The sequence below is a fragment of the Holdemania sp. Marseille-P2844 genome (assembly GCF_900120005.1).
Taxonomy (GTDB): domain Bacteria; phylum Bacillota_I; class Bacilli_A; order Erysipelotrichales; family Erysipelotrichaceae; genus Holdemania.
Window position 1 is genome coordinate 286,524 of record NZ_LT635449.1, and the last position, 19,959, is coordinate 306,482.

Sequence of the window (19,959 nt, forward strand, 5' to 3'; positions counted from 1 at the left end):
TCTATAAAAGATATACGCAGGATTTTCCAAAAATCCTGTTTTTTTTACCAACAGCCCGTTTTTTTTACCGTTAAGCCTAAATCACGTTAAAAATCGGCCAATGGCTGTTCCAAGGATTCCGCAGTTCCGGTCCGCCCTCCTCGAATCCCCGCGATCCTCAAAAGCAAAAAAATGATCCGTAAGAGGCAGACCATTTTCTTTCCTTGTTCAATCTCACTTATCTCAACGGTCGGGAAATGATCACGATCAATCCAAATCCAGCGTCATCTGATTCATCCGGGCAACCGGACCGTAGCTTTTGCGGTAGAATGGCAGCACGCCGTATTTCTCCATCGCTTCCAGATGCGCTTTGGTCGGATATCCCTTGTGCCTGGCAAAGCCGTAGTCCGGATATAAGCGGTCGTAGCCCAGCATGATATGATCCCGTACAACCTTCGCCAGAATACTGCCGGCCGCGATTGACAGGCTCTTCTGATCGCCTTTGATGATCGACAGCGTCGGCTTGGCGCAGTGAAGCAGGGGCATCGCATCGGTCAATACGGCTTCCGCGTTAATTTCACAGGCGATTTCTTCCATCGCTTTCTGCGTTGCGCGGTAGATATTGAGCGTGTCGATTTCTTCCGGGGTGACGATTTTAATCTTGTAGCAGCGGGCTTCCCGCAGGATCAGCGAAAACAGCTTCTCCCGTTTTTTCTCGCTCAGCGCTTTGGAATCGTAGATTTCAGAATTCGCGTAGCCGATGTCGAACACGGCTCCCGCCACGACCAACGGCCCGGCAATCGGTCCCCGACCCGCTTCGTCGATGCCGACGACATGCTTGCCCTGATCCCAGAAGCTGCGCTCATATTCCAATCCAGCCTGATGATTCATGCCGGACGCTCCCAGCTGATCGGTCCCAGCTTATCGTTGCGGATTTCGTTGATCACCATGTCGATCGTGCGCGTGAGGTCTGCCTCGCCCTGCTTATTCAAATGCTTGCGGGCAACGGCGATCTGCGTCAAAAGCGCATAGGGATCCGCGGCGAGGTTCTCCAGCGCGTAGCGTTCCTTTAACCGCTGAGGCTCGTTGACGCTGAGCCATTTCAGGGCATAGACCACGACCTCCTCCTTCGGTAAGATTTCATCGCGGATCGCGCCGGTCAGCGCAAGATGAAAACCGACGGTCGGATCTTCAAATTTCGGCCACAGCACACCCGGGGTATCAAGCAGCTCGACATCCTTGTTCAGCTTGACCCACTGCAGGGAACGGGTAACGCCCGGCCGGTCTGCGGTCTGGGCGATCTTCTTGCCTGCGAGCCGGTTGATCATCGTGGATTTGCCGACATTGGGCACGCCGACCACCATCGCGCGGATGGCGCGCGGCCGGATTCCCCGGCGGATCATCCGTTCGATTTTTTCCTTCATGACTTCCTTGCAGGCCTGCGTCAGCTTCGGCACAAACGAGTCGTGAAGCAGATCGGCGGCGATGACCAGCGTCGTATCGTCCTTCAGCTTCTCGATCCACTGCTGGGTGATTTCCGCTTCGCCTTTATCTTTTTTTGACAGCACGATCAAACGGGGTTTCATCTGGATGATTTCATCCAGCATCGGATTTTTGGAAGACAGCGGAATCCGGCAGTCGCGCAGCTCGATCACTAAATCGACCAGCTTTAAATTTTCCTGCATTTCCCGTCTGGCTTTTGTCATGTGCCCGGGAAACCACTGAATGGTCATATCAATGCACTCCTATCTGTTGAAACGGGAACAGCACGACAACGTCCTTCGCCTTGATCTGTTCCTTCTTAAACGGGCCGTACCAGCGGGAATCGCTGGAATACGGACGATTGTCGCCGAGCATGAAGTATTCGTCATCCGCCAGCGTCACCGGTCCAAAATCCTGGGTGAAGCTGCCGTTGGCGCTCTGGCTGCGCTTGTAGTCCTGATCGAAGAAATCTTCTGCCACAGCTTCGCCGTTGACAAGCAGCTGATCCTGACGGTATTCGATCGTTTCCCCCGGCAGTCCGATCACGCGCTTGACAAGATATTCCTTCTTCTCCGGCACATAGATGATCGCGATATCAAAACGCTTTAAGCCCTGCATCCGGTAAGTCAGAATATTGGAAAACCCGATCGCGTTGTTGTGCAGCGTCGGATACATGGAATCGCCGTCGACCCGCACCGGCCGGATTAAAAACCGCGTGCACAGGAACACGACGACGATGCTGATCAGCAGCATCTTCAGGAAATCCAGAATCTCCCGTCCCCAGTTGATCGGCGCTTGTTTGTTTTCTTCCATGGCAACTCCTCCCTGCGCCGCTTTGGGGCGCAACAAAAGAAAAAGCCGGATAGCTCCGGCTTCGACTAGCGAATTTCTTTGATACGAGCCGCTTTGCCGGACAGGCCGCGCAGATAGAACAGCTTGCTTCTTCTGACCTTGCCTCGACGGACGACGGTAATCTTGTCGATGATTGGCGAATGCAGCGGGAATGTTCTTTCAACGCCGACGCCGCTGGACATTTTACGAACCGTGAAGGTTTCAGCGATGCCGCTGCCCTTCTTCGCGATGACCAGACCTTCGAACGCCTGGATACGGGACTTGTCGCCTTCTTTGATCTTGACGTCAACTCTGACTGTGCAGCCCGGACGGAATTCCGGAATGTCGGTACGGAGCTGATCTTTTGTGATTTCGTTGACTAAATTCAGATTCATACTTTTTCTCCTTTTCAAATCTCGATTTTATCCGATGCTCATTCATTCAGCAGAATCAGCGGAACATGGACGCTATTAAGCTGTATTATTATAACATACGCGAGGTCAAAAAGCAATCCTTTTTATTCCAGATTCTCCTGATTTTCCGGACTTTCTGATTGCAGAAATGCCTCCGCTTTCGCTTCTTCCTCTTCCAGCACTTCATCCAGAAGCTTCCGTTCTTCCTTGGTGAAGCTCCGGTTTTCCAACAAGTCCGGACGCACCTGGAGCGTCAGCCGCAGCGACTCCTTCAGCCGGAATTTGCGGATGTTTTCATGATGGCCGGAAAGCAGCACCTCCGGCACGGTGTGACCCTCATAATCCACCGGCCGGGTATACTGCGGATATTCCAGCAGGCCGTTCTCAAACGATTCATCGAGATGACTTTCTTCCGTGATCACGCCCGGCACCAGGCGCGTCACCGCATCGGTGATCACCATGGAAGCCAGTTCGCCGCCGGTCAGCACATAGTCGCCGATACTGATCTCCTCGTCGACATACGCGCGGATCCGCGCATCGAAGCCCTCGTAATGACCGCACAAAAGAATCAGGTGATCCTGTTTTACCAACTCGCGGGCCTTGGCCTGGTTAAATTGCTGGCCGGTCGGTCCCATCAGCAGCACCCGGCTTTGGGGCGTCCGGACGCTTTTCAGACAATCGAGCACCGGCTGGCATTTCATGATCATCCCCTGACCGCCCCCGAAAGGATATTCGTCGACGCGGTTGTGCTTATCGTCGGTAAATTCGCGGATATCGACCGCTTCAATTTCCGCCAGCCCCTTCAGGCGGGCTTTCTTGATGATCGACGTCGTCAAAAAGCCCTCAAACATTTCGGGGAACAGCGTCAGGATCGTGATTTTCATAACAGTCCCTCGATCAGATCGAGCGTGATCGTTTTGGCCTGCAGATCAACCTGCTTCACAAAAACGTCGATGTACGGAATTAACGCCTGCTTGCCGTCCGGTTTTTTCAATCGGATCAGATTCTGCGCCGCCGAGGCTTCCATCCGCACGACAGTCCCCAATTCGTTCCCCTGCGGATCAATCGCTTTTAAGCCCTTGAGCTGGAAGAAATAATATTCACCCTCCGCTAAGGGCGGCAGGGCGTCCTGATCAACTGCCAGTTCGCAGCCCTTGAAATGTTCTACCTGATTGATGTTCGTCACGCCTTCCAGCAGCACAAGCAAAAGACCTTTATGTTCCTTAACCGACGCGATCGTGACCTCTGCCTCACCTTCCGGCAGGCAGACGATCAACGTCTGTCCCGGCGCAAAGCGTTCTTCAATGAAATCCGTATCCGGAACCACCTTCAACTCTCCGCGGATACCAAAGGTGTTGACAATTTTGCCAATGATCATTTTCTTCATCCGGCTTCCCCCTTCTCTGCTTTGAAAAAAGGATGCAGGGCATCCTTCTTAATACGACTCAAATTTTACCGAAATCCGGCGGTTTTCGATCCGGGCCGGCACGTTCATCAGCTGCCGCAGCGCGGAAGCCATGCTTCCCTGGCGGCCGATCAAACGGGCGATATCCTCGCTCTTGGCATACACCACTAACAGGATCTCGTTTTCGTTAAGACTTGGCAGCGACTTCACTGAAACACTGTCCGGGTCTTCCACCATCGGCTTGACCAGGTTCAGTAAGACTTTCTCCAGATCGAGTTCTGCCATACTTTACTTCGCGTTTTTTTCTTCGTGCAAACGCTTCATCAGACCTTCGCCGGACAACAGATTGCGAACTGTATCGGAAGGCTGCGCGCCGTTTCTCAGCCACTTCATTGCCAGATCCGCATCAATCTTAACGGTAGCCGGATTCGTTGTCGGATTGTAGTATCCGATCGTTTCGATGGAACGTCCGTCTCTTGGGAAGCGGGAATCCGCAGCGACTATTCTGTAAAACGGAGCCTTCTTAGCACCCATTCTCTTTAAACGCAGTTTAACAGCCATTTTTCTATACCTCCTGAAAATTACTTACTCATCATATCATAAAAAGAAAGCCTGTCAAGTGTTTTTCCTTTACAGGCTTCATTTTCTTGTATTTCTGCTTTTTACCACTTGCGGCGGCGTGGGTTCAGCGGGATGTTCATGCCCTTCTTCTGCCCCATCAGAGCGTTCATATTCAGCTTGCCGCCCTTTTGCATCTGCGCCATCTGCTTCATCATCTGGCGGGTCTTCTCAAACTGATTGACCAGCGCGTTGACTTCCTGCACGGTCGTGCCGCTGCCGGCCGCAATTCTTTTCTTGCGGGAGGCGCGCAGAATACCCGGATCCTGACGTTCTTCCCTGGTCATGGACAGGATGATCGCTTTGGAACGATTCATCTGCTTCGTTGTCTTTTCATCGTCAAGCTGGGAAGCGAACTGATTGAGTCCCGGAATCAGCTTCATGATGCTGCCTAAAGAGCCCATCTTCTGAACCTGTTCGACCTGTTGAAGCATATCGTCCAGCGTAAAGGTGCCTTCCATCATCTTGCGGGCGCTCTTTTCGGATTGTTCCAGATCCATCTTTTCCTGGGCCTGTTCGACTAAGGTCATGATGTCGCCCATACCGAGAATCCGGTCGGCCATGCGGTCTGGATAGAAGACGTCGAGATCTTCCATCTTTTCACCCAAACCGATAAATTTTACCGGCACCTGAGTGATCGAACGGACGGACAAGACGCCGCCGCCGCGGGAATCGCCGTCGAGTTTGGTGACGACTAAGCCGGTGACGTCCAGCTTTTCATGGAACGCCTGCGCGACGTTGATGATATCCTGACCGGTCATCGCGTCGACGGTTAACAGAATATCGTCCGGTTTGGCAATTTCCTTGATCTTCGCCAGTTCTTCCATCAGCGCTTCGTCGATGTGCAGACGGCCGGCCGTATCGATCAACACAATATCCGCGCCGATTTCCTTCGCATGCGCCAGGCCCTGACGGACCGTTTCCACAGCGTCGGTTTCCGTTCCCAGCGAGAACACTTCGGCCCCGACTTCCTTGCCTAACGTCTGCAGCTGCTCAATCGCCGCCGGACGAATGACGTCCGCCGCGATCAACATCGGATGCTTATTATATTTTCGTTTTAACAGCGAAGTAATCTTGCCGACAGACGTGGTTTTACCGGTTCCCTGCAGACCGACCATCATGACGACGGTCATGCCGGATTCCTTAAAGTTCAGCGTCGCTTCCTTCTCACCTAAAAGTGCGACCAGTTCGTCGTGAACGATCTTAACGACCATCTGCGACGGATTCAGCGAGGTATAGACCTCCTGCCCTACCGCTTTATCCTTAACCTTTACTAAAAAATCTTTGACGATCTTGTAATTGACGTCCGCTTCCAGCAAAGCCAGCCGGACTTCCCGAAGCATGTCGTCCATGTTTTTTTCAGTCAGTTTGCCCTGGCCGCTGATATTCTTAAACGCTTTATTCAGCCGCTCTGTCAACGATTCAAATGCCATACTTGTTTCTTCCTTTCCTGCAAATTTCTTATCCGGGATTTATTATACCAAGAAATCCGGGGCAAAGCACCTGTTTCAGCGGTTTTTGCTCAAAATCAAAAAAAGAAGGCGCAAACACAGCCTCCTTTTCTCCTTTTCAAGCTTTATCCAGCGGTACTTTCCGGACTGTGTTTTTAGGCAGAGCGCGAAAGTGCAGATGGAATTCAATCCGCTTGCCCTGACCGACAGCGTTGATCGTGCCGCCGTGCATCTCCACGATATCCCGGGCGATCGCCAGTCCCAATCCCGCGCCGCCGGTAGCGGCGCTGCGCGAAGGATCCGCGCGGTAGAACTTCTCAAATAACAGGCTGATCTGATCGTCGCTCAGCTGCGGTCCGATATTGGCGAACATCAGCTCCACCCCGCCGGCGTTTTCCTGCATGGTGATCTCGATATCGCTGTTCCTGTCGCAATACGCCAATGCATTCCGCAGCAGGTTATCAAATACCCGCGCCAGTTTGTCGGCGTCAGCCTCGATCATCACGCCCTCTTTCAGCTGCAGCCTGCACTGAACCTGCCGCTCCTCAAACAACGGATAAAACTCGTCGGTCAGCTGCTGCAGCATGACGCTTAAATTCACGGGTTCTTTATTGAGCGTCTGTTTCTGCAGCGCAAACCGTGTAATATCAAAGAATTCATTGATCAGACTTTCCAGCCGATAGCTTTTCTCCAAAGCGATCTGCGTGTATTTCCCGCGCAGTTCCTCGCTGATTTCTTTCTCATCGTTCAACAACGACAGATATCCGATAATCGAGGTCAGCGGCGTCTTTAAATCATGCGCCAGATAAACGACCAGATCATCGCGCTTCTGTTGTTCCTGCTGCTGCGCCTGTTCGCTGCGCAGCGTTTCAAATTTAATCGAATTCAGCTGATTCTCAATTTCCTTAAAATCCGTCGGCAGCACGACCAAATTCTCATCTTTATTAAAAACCTGGTTGATCGAGGTGATGATTTGTTCCAGATAGTTCGAAGTCTTACGGATCGTAAAATAGATGACGATCATAATCGTGCCGGAACCGATTAAAAACAACAGCGCCGCTTTGTTGCGTACGCAGAACCGATACAGGTCGCTGTCCAGTGAGAATAGAAAATTCGCAATAAAATCATTTAAAATTCCATCGACCAGCCGCAGTCCCAGTAAAAGCAGCAGAATCGCGCCGACAATCTGCAGGCTTAACTCCAGAAACAGCCGGATCTTAAATCGTCGCAGGCTATTTTTCAATTTTATACCCCATTCCCCACACCGTCTTTATGAATTTCGGATTGCGCGGCTGTTCGTGCATCTTTTCGCGGATGCGCCGGATATGGACCATCACCGTATTGTTGGACTCGAAGTATTTTTCCTTCCAGATGCTTTCAAACAAATCCTGCGAACTGATGACCTTGCCCCGATTCTCACACAACATCTGAAGAATTGAAAACTCCGTCGGCGTCAGATTCAGCTTTTCTCCATACAGCGTGCATTCATGCGTGCTGCAATTTAAGATTAATCCCTGAAAATCAATGATATTATCGTCCCGCTTCTGGGAATTATAGCGCATATACCGGCGCAGCTGCGCTTTGACGCGGGCTGTCATTTCAACCGGATTAAACGGCTTGGTGATGTAATCGTCAGCCCCGATTGTCAGCCCCGTAATCTTATCAATATCCTCGCCTTTGGCCGTCAGCATGATGACCGGATAATTATAATGGCTGCGGATTTCTTCACACAGATGAAATCCGCTGCAGTCAGGAAGCATGACGTCAAGAACCGCAAGGTCAAATTTGTGGTCCCGAATTAACTTCAACGCTTCCGTTCCGCTGTACTCCACGGTTGTTTGAAAACCTTCGTTTTTCAGATAAACTGAAACCAGCTGAGCGATTTCCGCATCGTCGTCGACGATCAGGATTTTCTCATTCATCATTATCCCTCATTTCGATTTCAAGTATAGCTTATAAACGGATTTCCAACAATCTGCAAATTCTTACAAAGAAATAAACGTCACACCGCCATTTCCGCTAACGGCGGATTGTTGAGCGGTTTCACTGAAATAAACGAAACCTTTTCCGCCACGATCTCCGCGTTGTAATACATCTGCCCCTCCTTCGGCTCGTAATTGTGCGCCTGCAGCCGGCCTTTCACCGCGACAACCGAACCGGGACGCAGTAAATCCGCGCAGGTTTCCGCAATCCCCCGCCACAGCACAACATTAAAAACATCCTGATCATACTCGCCATTGCTGTTGCGGAATCCGCGGTCGACCTCCAGCAACATCGTCGCGATTTTTGTGCCGGCCGCTGTCAGCCGGATTTCGGGAATTTCTTTGACCTTTCCTACTAATACCATGAAATTTAACATAGCTTTCCTCCTTGCTGCTTCATTATGCCGCAGACCTTCCCCGCTGGCAAACCGGCGAATTCAACCTTTTTTTCATAGTTAGCTGGAATTATCACGCGGAAAATATGCAAAAAAAACGGAGAAGTCAGAATTCTCCATTTTTTGATTTTTTTCTAAATTTTATTTCAGCACCGTCAAAAGGACTGTTAAGCCTCAGTCTGACCTCTGGCCGGACTGATTTCCACGACGCTGCGCTGATCAAATTTCAAGGCCTCGAACGCTTCCTGCACCTGCTTCTGATCGAGCTGACCGATGATTTCCAGGGTATCAAAGAAACTGACGCCATTGAACTGATTTCGAATCATCGCCACCGCAATATCCTCCATATTGTTAAACGTCCGCATCGCTTCGCCGAAATACCGCCGTTTTAACAGCTGCAGCTGCTGATAGTCGACAGCCCGGTTCTTCAACCCATTCAGCTGTTCTTCGACAAATCGGGTAAACGCCGCGGCGTCTTCCGTTTCATTATAGAACATCATCATTGCGTAATCCTTGCCCAGATCAATTTCATAACCAAAGTAATCGTTGATGATTTCATTGTCCAGCCATTTTTGATAATCCGGATTCAGCGCGCTGAAATGCGATTCCAGCAGACACCGAATCGCCCACTCCTGGCGCACCCGCTCTTTGGCCGAGGTCTTCAGCGGCGCAAATTTATACGCCACACTGACCTTGCGGACGGCGACGTCCATCGGGATGACCGTATGGCTGGACACCACCGTCTGGGGTTCCTCTTCCAGATACCTTCCGACATCCTTGACCGGCTCAAACGACTTCGGCTGCTGATTTTCCTCAATCCATTCCAACAACGTTTCAGGGTCCTGCGGTCCTGCGACGATCAACGTCATGCGGGAAGGATGATAGTTCAGCTTGTAACAATCCTCCAACAGCTGCCGGGTTGTGGCGTTGACGCTTTTTTCATCCCCGCCGATATCACGGTTAAGCGGATGCTTGTGATACAGCGCCTTAAACGTTTCAAAAATCAACCGGCTGTCCGGCATCTGCAAATACATCTTCAATTCCTGATTGATGATGCCTTTTTCCTTTTCCACCGATTCGTCGGTAATCCGCAGATCCTGCACAAAGTCAAGTAACAGATTCAGCGGTTCCTTCAGATCACCATGACTGGTCGTGAAGTAATAACACGTTTCGTTGTAGGAGGTAAACGCGTTGACATTCGCGCCCATCCGCGAAAAATCATCCATGACGTCGCCTTCATCCGACTCAAATAACTTGTGTTCCAGAAAGTGCGCGATTCCGCTTGGAAAATCAAGATGATTGCCGTCCTTGTCGATCTGTCGGTAGTCCAGAGCGCCGTAGGGCGTCGCAAAGACCACGGCTGTGCTGACAAATTCCGGCTTATGCCAGAAGATCAGGTTTAATCCGTTATCCAGCGTATGCGTATACCACGTTTCGTCAAACTGCGCGTTAACAATTTTCTTCATGGACGTCCTCCTTCTGAATTAATGCGAACACCGCTTTGCATTCCATCGCGGCAAACAGCTTCATGATGGCCTTGCGCGTAACGCTGCGGATCTGGTCGCTGATCTGCTCTAGCGTCTGCGTCTGTTCCAGCAGACAGTTCTGGAATTCCCGGTTGATCATCGAGAGTGGATCATCCTCGGAAGCGAGGATCGAATTGATCAACATTTCCTTGGCAGTCTCCAGCATTTCCTCGTCGAAAGCACCCTCAGCCATGCGCTGGCGCTGCTGCTCGATCAATTCCTTCACTTCGTCCAGATGCGCTTTGTCAATTCCTGTGCTGACGCTCATTACGCCGTCGTAGGAAAGAATGCTTGAATAGATTGAATAGCACAGACTGCGCTTTTCCCGCACCTCCTGAAACAATAACGACGTCGGCAGCTGGCCGAAGATGCAGCTGCCGGTGCGCAGCGCCCAGTAATCCGGGCCACTCAGCGCAACGTGCGTCGGATACATCATGACAAGCGTCGTCTGATCGATTGAACGGGTTTCAGATTTTTCTTCAGCCGCTTCCTTTTCCGCCAGATATTCGCTTTTGATTTCCAGCTCACGGTCTTCGAATGGGAACGCGTGTTTTAACAGCGAGATCACGGTCGCCGGATCCACCTGTCCCTCCACAAAAATATCAATTCGGTCCTCGCGGATCATTTTTTCATAGGCTTCGCTGACTTGCGCCAGTGTAATTGTTTCCGCTTCTTCCATCGTCGGCAGCACGCTGATGCCTAACGCCTGACCTTCACCCAGCAGTTTCGCGCATTGAGAAGCTGCATAGGAGGCCGGATTGTCGCTGCGGCGTTGGATCATCGCTTTTAAATTGATCATGGCTTCCTTAAATAATGCGTTCGACAGCTGATCCCCGTCTTTCAGCGGATGCAGAAGAAACTGCGAAGCCAGCGCGATCTGCCGCTGCAACAGATCCCCGCCGACATATTTTTCATTCAAAGCTTTGACGCGGAATTCCAGAATCTGTCCCTGACCATAGGTCGTCGTCCGCGCCGACGCGCTGGCGCCATACAATCCATCCAGGCAGCAGGATACCTCCCGCTTCGTCGGATATTTCTCACACCGGTCTGCCAACATCAGCGCCAACACGGTCCTGACCCAGCTGTCCGGAGTTTTCAGTTCATTAAAAAAACGGAATGACAGGATGACATCCTTGAATTTTCCGGTTTCCAGAATATGCATTTCAACATTTTTACAAAGGGTTTCTTTTCTCATCAAACGTTCCTCCTTCGCTACCTAGTATATCCCACTTTCCAGGCAAAAAACAGAAAATCTTTCCTTTTCCCCCGCGATCAGACTGCGAAAGCAGACGCCCGCAAAGGGAGTGCAGCGAACTGACGCGCTGATGATCAGACCCGAAATTCAGCAAAATTCCCGTTTAGAAAAAACCCGTTTTCCTCTTCTATTGAAAAAACAGGACAAATTCGGATGATTTCATTTTCATCGTTTAAAAATTTTGTTATGATAATCAATAAGCAAGAAGAAAAGAGGCCAAAGAGATGAAAACAGAACTTTTTCTGAAAGAAAAAGACGACCGTTCCTTATTGGTCGTCGTCGACATGATCAACGGCTTTATCCATACCGGAGCCTTGGCGGACCCGAAAATTGATCAGATCACCCCAGCCGTGCTGGATACTGTGAAAGCTTATTTAAAGCGCGATTTCCCGATTCTCGCCTTCCGCGACTGCCACAATGAAAGCGCGAAAGAATTTTCCAGCTTTCCGCCGCATTGTTTAAAAGACAGCGAGGAGAGCGAACTGATCAAGGAGTTGAAGCCCTATGCCGATCAATTTATCATCCTGGAAAAGAATTCGACCAACGGTTTTGTTCAGCCTGAGTTTTTAGAAGTGTTCCAGCAGATGACCAATTTGCGTTCCGTGATGATCGTCGGCTGCTGCACCGATATTTGCGTATTGCAGTTTGCTTTATCTTTAAAAGGGTATATTAATCAAAACGATCTGGGTATTGAAGTCATCGTGCCGAAGGATCAGGTCGCAACCTTCGACGCGCCGGGACACAGTGCCAAGGACTATGGGCACTGGGCGCTGAAATTGATGGCCAACGCCGGTATTCATGTCGTGAACAACGAGGAGGAATAACAAATGCAACCCGAAGATTTAATGCTGCTGACCGATTTTTACGAATATACGATGGCGTATGCGTATTTTAAAGAGAATAAACATGAGGAAATTGCCTACTTCGATATGTTCGTGCGGACGATTCCAGACGGCGGCGGCTTCTTGATTTTAAACGGCCTGCACCGGTTTATTGATTTCGTTCAAAACTTTCATTACACGGACGCGCAGATTGATTATCTGCGGCAGACGGGTTACTTTGACGAGGATTTTTTGCATTATTTAAAAACGATGACGATGGACGTGGACGTCTGGGCGATTCCGGAGGGAACGCCGGTGTTCGCCAACGAGCCGCTGGTCACCATCCGCGGCACCTTGATTCAGGCGCAGATTCTGGAAACCATTCTGCTTTTGTGCATCAACTATCCAACATTGACTACAACCAAAGCCTACCGCATCGTCCGTGCCAGCAAGGGCCGGGCCGTCCTGGAATTTGGTTCGCGCCGGGCGCATGGCTTCGACGCCGCCACCGAAGGGGCCCGCGGCGCTTACATCGCAGGCTGCGCCGGTTCCGCCTGCACGATTGCCGGTCAGAAATATGCCGTCCCGGTCAGCGGTACGATCGCCCACAGCTATGTTCAGCTGCATGACAGCGAGCTGGAAGCCTTCCGCAGCTACGCGCGGGTTTCCCCGGACAACTGCATCCTGTTGGTCGATACTTATGACACGCTGCATTCCGGCATTCCCAACGCGATCAAAGTGGCCCAGGAGGAATTGATTCCGAACGGCCACCGTTTAAAAGGAATCCGGATCGACAGCGGCGATTTGGCTTATCTGTCAAAGAAAGCACGGAAAATGCTCGACGCGGCCGGTCTGACCGACTGCAAGATCGTCGTTTCCAATTCGCTGGACGAATTCTTAATCGACGATCTGATCATGCAGGATGCGAAGATCGACACCTTCGGCGTGGGTGAAAACATGATCACCGCCAAATCCACACCGGTCTTGGGCGGCGTCTACAAAGTGGTAGCGCATGAAAAAGATGGTCAGATTATCCCGAAGATCAAGATCAGCGGCAACGTGGAAAAGCTGACCAATCCGGGCTTTAAGAAAATCATCCGGTTCTATGACAAAGAGAATCATCAGGCGATCGCCGATTTATTAGCGCTGCGCGACGAAGTAATTCCGACGGATGAGTATCTGTTATTTGATCCGCAGGCGCCGTGGAAGCAGAAACGGATCAAGGATTATGAAATGCGCGAGCTGCAGGAACAGATTTTCGATCATGGCAAGTTAGTTTATACTGTTCCTACAACGGAAGAAGTTAAAAACTACTGCATGCAGCAGATGGATACGCTGTGGGAGGAAGTCAAACGGCTGCGTTATCCGCATCGGTATTATGTCGATTATTCCCGCCAGCTTTATGATTTGAAACAGGAATTGATTGAAAAGAACACCATTAAAATCTAATTCTTATCTTCTTGAGAACGCGCTCAGCGTTCTCTTTTTTTCATTCTTTCTCCTTTTTTATATTCTTGAAGGCCGCTATCCATTTTTGCGCAAACCGGCGCTGTTTTTTGTTTTACGCAAACGTCCGTCTTACCAGTTGATATTCCGTCTTTTCATCGCTATACAAATCCACAGCTTTTTTGACTTTCGTTATTAAAGACAGGCAGCAGATGAAAATCCGGGGTCTTTATGCCGCTGTATTTTAAAAGGCCTGTTGCCGTCAGTTTATTGATGAATTAAGCGGCGAAGGTCTTTGTGCCGCAATGATTTAATAGACCCGTTGACCTTGACTTTGGACACGATCAGAAAGACCGGCAGTCAAAAAGTTTTATCAGTCAAAAAAAAGCGCTGCATCCCTTTTCACAAAGAGTCAGCGCACTTTAGTTTGCCCTCACGCGAATAAACGTCAGGGATGACAGGCGCTGCCTTTGCAGCGCCGCCTTCCCCTTTTGCCAATTCATTCCAAGCAGGCATTTCAATTTATTATTTTCAGTTTTTTCATGCTTCCCTGCAGCTTTAAACACCCAGTTCCGCCCGCTTTATTTCAGCCGGATCAGCTTTTTCAAGCCCGCTTTCCTGATAATCAAACAGGCCTGGTTGTGCAGCGGCAGCCCTTCGCAATACAAAATCTTCTTTCCCCGGTAAAGCTGCTGATGGAAAATGACGCACGTATAGCTTTCTTCACCCCGGACAAACCGCCAGGCGCTGACTTCCTCTTGCCTCAGCTTTCCGCGGCCCGGCTGCACAACCTCAGCCGGTTCCAGCCGGAAGTCCTCGCCATAAAACAGCTCGTCCTGAAACAACGATCCGCGCATCGTTCCCCGGCTGGCAAGGATTTTATGGTCCTGCAATTCGTTGTAGCGCAGCGAACACGGTCCCTGTTCCACGCTGACCGGCAAGCCTTCATGATGATAATTCAGCTTGACTGTTCCCTGTTTCAACTGCCAATCCGATTGATTGCTGCTGACCTCTGCCTGCGGATCAAGCTGGATCCGGCTGACAACGGTATGCCCGCCCTCACAGAAAATCTCATCACAGACAACCCAGCAGCCCTGCGGAAGCATGATCAGCTTCCGGATGTGCGTCATCTGCGGCTGTTCGGTCAATACGCCCCCTTCCCAATACAAGCCCTCCGGCGTATCGCGGATGAGCGTTGCCAACGGACGCAGAAACCGTTGATAGGTCCAGCTGGAATCCGGCACGCTGCCGGGCTGATCGTCCAGAACCACCGTGTTGTGCGCGCTCATCCCTTTCAGTTCGACGCGGACTGGATGATCCTCACGATAGGTGAAGCGGCCGGGGTCGATCACAAACGGCAGACCCTGGTGGATAATCGAATAATGCAGATTATCCGAATGACCATGACCGCTGCCCAGCTCGCCGTTAAGCACCATCATCCATTCTGCGCTCCGGCCGAAATCACTCCGGCGTACGACGATGCCGCAATCCTGCCCGGCATAGAGCAACGTCTGCGGCGTCTGCTTCGGCAGGGTCTGCAGCTTGCGCCAGGCCGGCATCCCGCCGTTTAAAAGCAGATCGCTGTCGCCCTGATCGCTGCCCATCGCGCGCAGCTGCGGATCGTCAAATAAAATAGCGCCTTTGTTCATGACATCCTCGGCATTGACCCGGTCGGAGTCGCCGAAGGTTTCGATCTGATGATCCGGCATCATCATATGCATCAGCGCCCGAGTCATCGCATGTGCTTTTTCGCGGATTTCATCCGTCAGCGGAATCGGATAATACTGCGCGTAATCCAATACCCGCAGCACATTGTTGAGCACCTCGACATGATACATCGTCGATTGTTCCCAAAGCATGCCATCGGATCCGATCTGAAGCTGCATCTGGGTTTCCAGTTCCTCCAGTGCCCAGCGGTAGACTTCATCCTGCCGCGGATCCTTTCCCATCATTGCCGAGCACACGATAATCCCGCAGGTTTGAATGCTGCCCCAGTTGCTCAAGGTGTATTTCTCAATATAATTCGCTTTCAAATACGCCAGCTGATTCTCTACGCTTGTAAGAATCCATGTCAGCTCCTCTTCGCTCAGCTTTTCCGCTGCTTCCAAAAGCGCTGCGCATTCCAGCATGTTGACCACACGGATGCCGGTATCCAGCGTACGCGTCGACAGACTGGCTTCAATCTGGGGATGCTGCGTGATCCAGTCAAGCAAAAAGTCTTTCGCCTGATCAAGATAGCGCGTATCCTGACTGATCAGCGCCGCTTTGGCCAGCGCCGACCAGTAATCCATGCGGTTGAGCATGAATGTCCATTCCTCGTCGTCATTGAACACCTGATTCCAATTCATCGTTTCCATGGTATGCGGCGTCAGACACCGTTCCATGTCCCACGGATGATCGAACACAAATGTATGCGCGCACAGCTCCCGTCCCCGCTGCATGATTTTTTCCCGCTCCGGACTTTGCCGCAGCAATTCCGCTACCTGCTTGAACTCTTTCTGCGCGACAAGCTGCCGCCATGATTTTCTGATTTCTTCAATCTTCATCAATATCCTCTTTCCTTATCAGCGATGAAATCTGATTTCTTTCTTTATTACTGATTATACCAGAATTAACAGGGAAAAAGAAAAACCGGCTGAATGGAATTGCACAATTTCAGCCGGCTCAGTCTTAACGTTTGCCTGTATCGTATATTTCGCCCGCCGCCTTCGGACCGACCGACTTGCCGGCGAAGATGACCAGCGCGATGATCGTCAGAACATACGGGAACATGCTGAAGAATTCCGTCGGCAGCGTCGCCAGAAACGGGATGTCCTTCGCGTAGAAGCCCAGCGTCTGGGAGAAGCCGAAGAACATGCCGGCGCCTAAGACGCCGAATGGATTCCACTTACCGAAGATCAGCGCCGCGATCGCGATAAACCCGAAACCGTGAATGGTCACGACGGTAAACTGAACGTCCTGGGTCAAGACCATGACGCCCCCGGCCAGGCCTGCCAGCGCGCCGGAAACCAGCACGCCGAAATAGCGCATCCGGCGGACGTTGATGCCCATCGACGCAGAAGCCTGCGGGAATTCACCGCAGGAGCGCATGCGCAGACCGAACGGTGTTTTAAAGACGACAAACCAGGTTACAAAGACGAGGATGATCGTCAGATAGAAGGTCGGATGCACCTGCTTGAAGAACATCTCGCCCAATACCGGGATGTCCTTTAAGACCGGCACATCAATGCGCGTGATACCGCGGATAAACGCCGGGGTACGCTGCTGGTTGAAGAAAATCTGGCACAGATAGACCGTGATGCCGGCCGCCAGCAAGTTCAGCGCCGTCCCGGAAACCGTCTGGTCCGCGTTCAGGTCGATGCTCGCATAGGCATGCAGCAGGGAGAAGACCACGCCGGCCGCCATGCCCGCGATCAAGCCGATCAGAATCGCCGTCTTACTGTTGGCTCCGGTCGGATCCAGCACCACAACCACCGCTGCGGTAACAAACGCTCCGACCAGCATGATGCCATCCAGCGCAATGTTGACGACGCCGCTGCGTTCGCTGAACAAGCCGCCCAGCGCCGCGATGATAATCGGAGCCGAGATCATCAGAGTGATCGTAAACATGTTATAGAACAAACTCATGCTTCTTCACTTCCTTTCTCCGCCGTTTCTTTCTTTTTTGACAACCAGTTCATAATGAAGATGATGCCGTTCTGCATCGCGACTAACATGATGATGGTCGAGGAGATGATCGTTGCGATATCCTTCGGAATCTGCATCGACTGCATCAGCGGCTGCGCCACCTTCAGCAGACCGAACAACAAGCCGGCAAAGAAGATGCCGATCGCGTTGCACCCGCCGACCAGCGCGACGGCGATGCCGTCAAAGCCGTAGTTTTCCGCCGTATTCAGCACGCGTCCGTAGCCGAAGGTGCCCAAGACCATGATCGCTCCTGCCAGCCCGGCCATAACGCCGGAAATCATCATCGCATAGACGACGTTGCGTTCAACCTTCATGCCCGCATAACGTGCGCCCTCGGCATTGAAGCCGGTTGCCCGCAGACTGTAGCCGAACGTCGTCTTCTCAATGACGATGTGATAAACAATCACCGCCAGAATGACGACCAGAATGCCCCAATGCAGGCGGGAATTATTCGTGATCTGCTTGAGAAAATCCGATTTGATCAGCGCCGAGGCCGGCAGATCCACTGTACGGGTCTGGGTTGAACCCGGCAGCGCCTTTAAGATGTAGTTGCAGAAGTACAGCGCGGCATAGTTCATCATGATCGCCGTGACGACTTCCGAGATATTCCGTTTGACTTTCAAAAAGCCAGGTAAAAAGGCCCATAATGCCCCGGCAGCGCCGCCGGCGATCAAACAGACGATCGCGTGCAGCACCGGCGGCAGCGGTACGAGAATGCCGACGACGGTCGCCGCCAGCGCCCCGACCATGACCTGACCTTCGCCGCCGATGTTGAACAAACCGGTGCGGTAAGCGAACCCGACCGCCAGACCGGTCAAAATCAGCGGCATCGAGAAGACGATAAACTCGCCGAAGTAGCGCGGGTTGATCGGTCCCGGCGCCAGGATGTCAAAGCCGCAGAAGCTTTTGACAATCGCCGAGATCAGCAGCACCGGCGATTTCCCGCTGGCGATGACGATGATCATGCCGACTAACAGACCCAGCAGAACCGCGATTAACGGAGCTGCCAGTTTTTCTCTTTTTTTCATGCTTCGCCAACCCCCTTCCGGATCGAACCGGACATCATCAGACCCAGCTCGTTTTCATCCGTCTCTTCCGCTTTGACCCAGCCGGTCAGCTCGCCGTTGAACATCACGGCAATTTGATCAGACAGCGCCAGCACTTCGTCCAACTCCAGCGAAACAAGCAGAATTGCCTTGCCGTTGTCGCGTTCCTGCACGATCCGTTTATGGATGTACTCGATCGCGCCGACATCCAGTCCCCGCGTCGGCTGAACGACGATCAGCAGCTTTGGACTGCGGTCGATCTCCCGGGCGATGATCGCTTTCTGCTGATTGCCGCCGGACATGCTGCGGGTAATCGTTTCCCGGCCCTGACCGCTGCGGACGTCGAACATTTCGATCAGTTCGTCGGTTTTCCTGTCGATCGCCGCCATCTGAAGCAGGCCGTTCTTCGCATACGGCGCTTCGTTATAGCTGTGAATAACCATGTTCTCTTTCAGTTTGAAATCCAGAATCAAACCATGCTTATGCCGATCTTCCGGAATATGGCCCATCCCGGCTTCGATCCGGTGCTTGATTGAGCTGTGCGTGATATCCTTGCCGTTAAGCAGCACCTTGCCGCCTTCCGCCTTCGCCAGTCCGGTCAGCGCATACACCAGCTCCGTCTGTCCGTTGCCGTCGATGCCTGCCACGCCGACAATTTCACCGGCGCGCACCTGCAGACTGAAATCCTTCACGCCTAAAAGCCCCTTGGAGTTTTTGACTTTCAAATGCTCGATCTCCAGCACGACCTTGCCGGGCTGCTGAGCTTGCTTCTCAACGCCGAAATCGACTTCCCGGCCGACCATCAGCTTTGCCATTTCCTCTTCCGAAGTTTCCGCGACCTGAATCGTCCCCATGCACCGGCCGCGCCGCAATACGGTGCACACATCGGCGACTTCCTTAATTTCCTTCAATTTATGCGTGATTAAAATAATCGTCTTGCCTTCCTTGGTCAGATTGCGCATGATTTCCATCAGCTCATGGATTTCCTGCGGCGTCAGCACCGCCGTCGGTTCGTCAAAGATCAAAATGTCCGCATTGCGGTAAAGCATCTTCAAAATTTCGACGCGCTGCTGCATGCCGACCGAGATATTCTGAATCTTGGCATACGGGTCGACGTTCAGCCCGTACATTTCGCTCAGCTGCTGAATCCGCTGCGCCGCCGATTTGATATCCGTGGTATAGAATTTTGTTTTCGGTTCCAGTCCGAGAATAATATTTTCAGTGACCGTAAAGCATTCTACCAATTTAAAATGCTGATGCACCATCCCGATCCCCAGGCTGTTGGCGACATTCGGGTCTGTTATTTTTACTTCCTGTCCCCGCACTTTAATCGTGCCGCGGGTCGGCTGATACAGACCGAATAAAATCGACATCAGCGTGGATTTTCCGGCCCCGTTTTCTCCCAAGAGAGCATGAATGCTTTTTTCCTCTACTTGAAGAGTCACATCGTCGTTGGCGCGGATGCCTGGAAAGTCCTTGGTGATGTTGAGCATCTCTATCGCATAACTCATTATTTTCCCTCCATTAACTATCCAAAATTATAACATACTTCCCTCCTCTCCCGGTGGCTTTTTTTGCGTTTTCCGCTAATAAATGTGACATTTGACACCTGAGCAGTGCTT

At 51.7% G+C, this 19,959-nt stretch carries 20 protein-coding genes; 2 read left to right on the top strand and 18 right to left on the bottom strand.

All coding sequences use genetic code 11. The features are described 5' to 3' along the window. Positions 1-246: 246 nt before the first annotated feature. The 14 genes from BQ7364_RS04045 to yfmF form a co-directional block, all read right to left on the bottom strand. On the bottom strand, positions 247-870 hold the full coding sequence (locus BQ7364_RS04045) for a ribonuclease HII (RefSeq protein WP_072683528.1): 624 nt from the start codon (positions 868-870) through the stop codon (positions 247-249). After that, the gene (gene ylqF / locus BQ7364_RS04050) at positions 867-1,712 is read right to left on the bottom strand and encodes a ribosome biogenesis GTPase YlqF (RefSeq protein WP_072683529.1); all 846 of its coding nucleotides are present in this window, start codon (positions 1,710-1,712) and stop codon (positions 867-869) included. Before ylqF ends, BQ7364_RS04045 begins: the two co-directional genes overlap by 4 nt. A gap of 1 nt (position 1,713) precedes the next feature. Then, complete coding sequence (lepB, locus tag BQ7364_RS04055; protein WP_072683530.1) at positions 1,714-2,274, bottom strand: signal peptidase I; 561 nt, start codon at positions 2,272-2,274, stop codon at positions 1,714-1,716. A gap of 65 nt (positions 2,275-2,339) precedes the next feature. Beyond that, on the bottom strand, positions 2,340-2,687 hold the full coding sequence (gene rplS, locus BQ7364_RS04060) for a 50S ribosomal protein L19 (RefSeq protein ID WP_006060887.1): 348 nt from the start codon (positions 2,685-2,687) through the stop codon (positions 2,340-2,342). Between the two features lie 122 nt (positions 2,688-2,809). Further along, positions 2,810-3,589: a tRNA (guanosine(37)-N1)-methyltransferase TrmD gene (gene trmD / locus BQ7364_RS04065; protein ID WP_072683531.1), complete on the bottom strand. Its 780-nt coding sequence runs from the start codon at positions 3,587-3,589 to the stop codon at positions 2,810-2,812. Beyond that, entirely contained in the window at positions 3,586-4,092 is a 507-nt protein-coding gene (rimM, locus tag BQ7364_RS04070; RefSeq protein ID WP_072683532.1) for a ribosome maturation factor RimM, read from the bottom strand. The genes trmD and rimM overlap by 4 nt, the downstream gene beginning before the upstream one ends. A gap of 48 nt (positions 4,093-4,140) precedes the next feature. Further along, complete coding sequence (locus BQ7364_RS04075) at positions 4,141-4,395, bottom strand: KH domain-containing protein (protein WP_006060883.1); 255 nt, start codon at positions 4,393-4,395, stop codon at positions 4,141-4,143. A 3-nt stretch (positions 4,396-4,398) separates the two neighbouring features. Continuing rightward, a complete protein-coding gene (rpsP, locus tag BQ7364_RS04080; protein ID WP_006060882.1) occupies positions 4,399-4,671 on the bottom strand; it encodes a 30S ribosomal protein S16 in 273 nt (90 codons plus the stop codon). A 101-nt stretch (positions 4,672-4,772) separates the two neighbouring features. Next, positions 4,773-6,161 carry a signal recognition particle protein gene (gene ffh / locus BQ7364_RS04085; RefSeq protein ID WP_072683533.1) on the bottom strand — a complete coding sequence of 463 codons (1,389 nt, stop codon included), beginning with the start codon at positions 6,159-6,161 and terminating at the stop codon, positions 4,773-4,775. A 136-nt stretch (positions 6,162-6,297) separates the two neighbouring features. After that, positions 6,298-7,422: a sensor histidine kinase gene (locus BQ7364_RS04090; protein ID WP_072683534.1), complete on the bottom strand. Its 1,125-nt coding sequence runs from the start codon at positions 7,420-7,422 to the stop codon at positions 6,298-6,300. After that, entirely contained in the window at positions 7,412-8,101 is a 690-nt protein-coding gene (gene vanR / locus BQ7364_RS04095; RefSeq protein WP_006060879.1) for a VanR-ABDEGLN family response regulator transcription factor, read from the bottom strand. The genes BQ7364_RS04090 and vanR overlap by 11 nt, the downstream gene beginning before the upstream one ends. 80 nt (positions 8,102-8,181) lie before the next feature. After that, positions 8,182-8,538, bottom strand: a complete 357-nt coding sequence (locus tag BQ7364_RS04100; protein ID WP_072683535.1) for a single-stranded DNA-binding protein — start codon at positions 8,536-8,538, stop codon at positions 8,182-8,184. Positions 8,539-8,723: 185 nt separating this feature from the next. Then, positions 8,724-10,022, bottom strand: a complete 1,299-nt coding sequence (gene yfmH, locus BQ7364_RS04105) for an EF-P 5-aminopentanol modification-associated protein YfmH (protein ID WP_072683536.1) — start codon at positions 10,020-10,022, stop codon at positions 8,724-8,726. Beyond that, positions 10,006-11,277 (bottom strand): EF-P 5-aminopentanol modification-associated protein YfmF, encoded by a 1,272-nt coding sequence (yfmF, locus tag BQ7364_RS04110; RefSeq protein ID WP_072683537.1) that lies wholly within the window; start codon positions 11,275-11,277, stop codon positions 10,006-10,008. Before yfmF ends, yfmH begins: the two co-directional genes overlap by 17 nt. 284 nt (positions 11,278-11,561) lie before the next feature. On the opposite strand from yfmF, the gene BQ7364_RS04115 reads away from it, so the two are divergent. Both BQ7364_RS04115 and BQ7364_RS04120 read left to right on the top strand, forming a co-directional pair. Then, positions 11,562-12,161, top strand: a complete 600-nt coding sequence (locus BQ7364_RS04115) for a cysteine hydrolase family protein (protein ID WP_072683538.1) — start codon at positions 11,562-11,564, stop codon at positions 12,159-12,161. 3 nt (positions 12,162-12,164) lie between these two features. Continuing rightward, on the top strand, positions 12,165-13,607 hold the full coding sequence (locus BQ7364_RS04120) for a nicotinate phosphoribosyltransferase (RefSeq protein WP_072683539.1): 1,443 nt from the start codon (positions 12,165-12,167) through the stop codon (positions 13,605-13,607). 578 nt (positions 13,608-14,185) lie between these two features. On the opposite strand, the gene BQ7364_RS04125 is transcribed toward BQ7364_RS04120, so the two are convergent. The 4 genes from BQ7364_RS04125 to BQ7364_RS04140 all read right to left on the bottom strand — a co-directional run bounded on the left by BQ7364_RS04125 (position 14,186) and on the right by BQ7364_RS04140 (position 19,848). Further along, positions 14,186-16,150, bottom strand: coding sequence for an alginate lyase family protein (locus tag BQ7364_RS04125; protein ID WP_072683540.1), 1,965 nt, complete (start codon positions 16,148-16,150; stop codon positions 14,186-14,188). Positions 16,151-16,274: 124 nt separating this feature from the next. Beyond that, positions 16,275-17,231, bottom strand: a complete 957-nt coding sequence (locus BQ7364_RS04130) for an ABC transporter permease (protein ID WP_072683541.1) — start codon at positions 17,229-17,231, stop codon at positions 16,275-16,277. Further along, positions 17,228-18,319 carry an ABC transporter permease gene (locus BQ7364_RS04135; RefSeq protein ID WP_072683542.1) on the bottom strand — a complete coding sequence of 364 codons (1,092 nt, stop codon included), beginning with the start codon at positions 18,317-18,319 and terminating at the stop codon, positions 17,228-17,230. Before BQ7364_RS04135 ends, BQ7364_RS04130 begins: the two co-directional genes overlap by 4 nt. After that, positions 18,316-19,848 carry an ABC transporter ATP-binding protein gene (locus tag BQ7364_RS04140; protein WP_072683543.1) on the bottom strand — a complete coding sequence of 511 codons (1,533 nt, stop codon included), beginning with the start codon at positions 19,846-19,848 and terminating at the stop codon, positions 18,316-18,318. The genes BQ7364_RS04135 and BQ7364_RS04140 overlap by 4 nt, the downstream gene beginning before the upstream one ends. Positions 19,849-19,959: the final 111 nt, after the last annotated feature.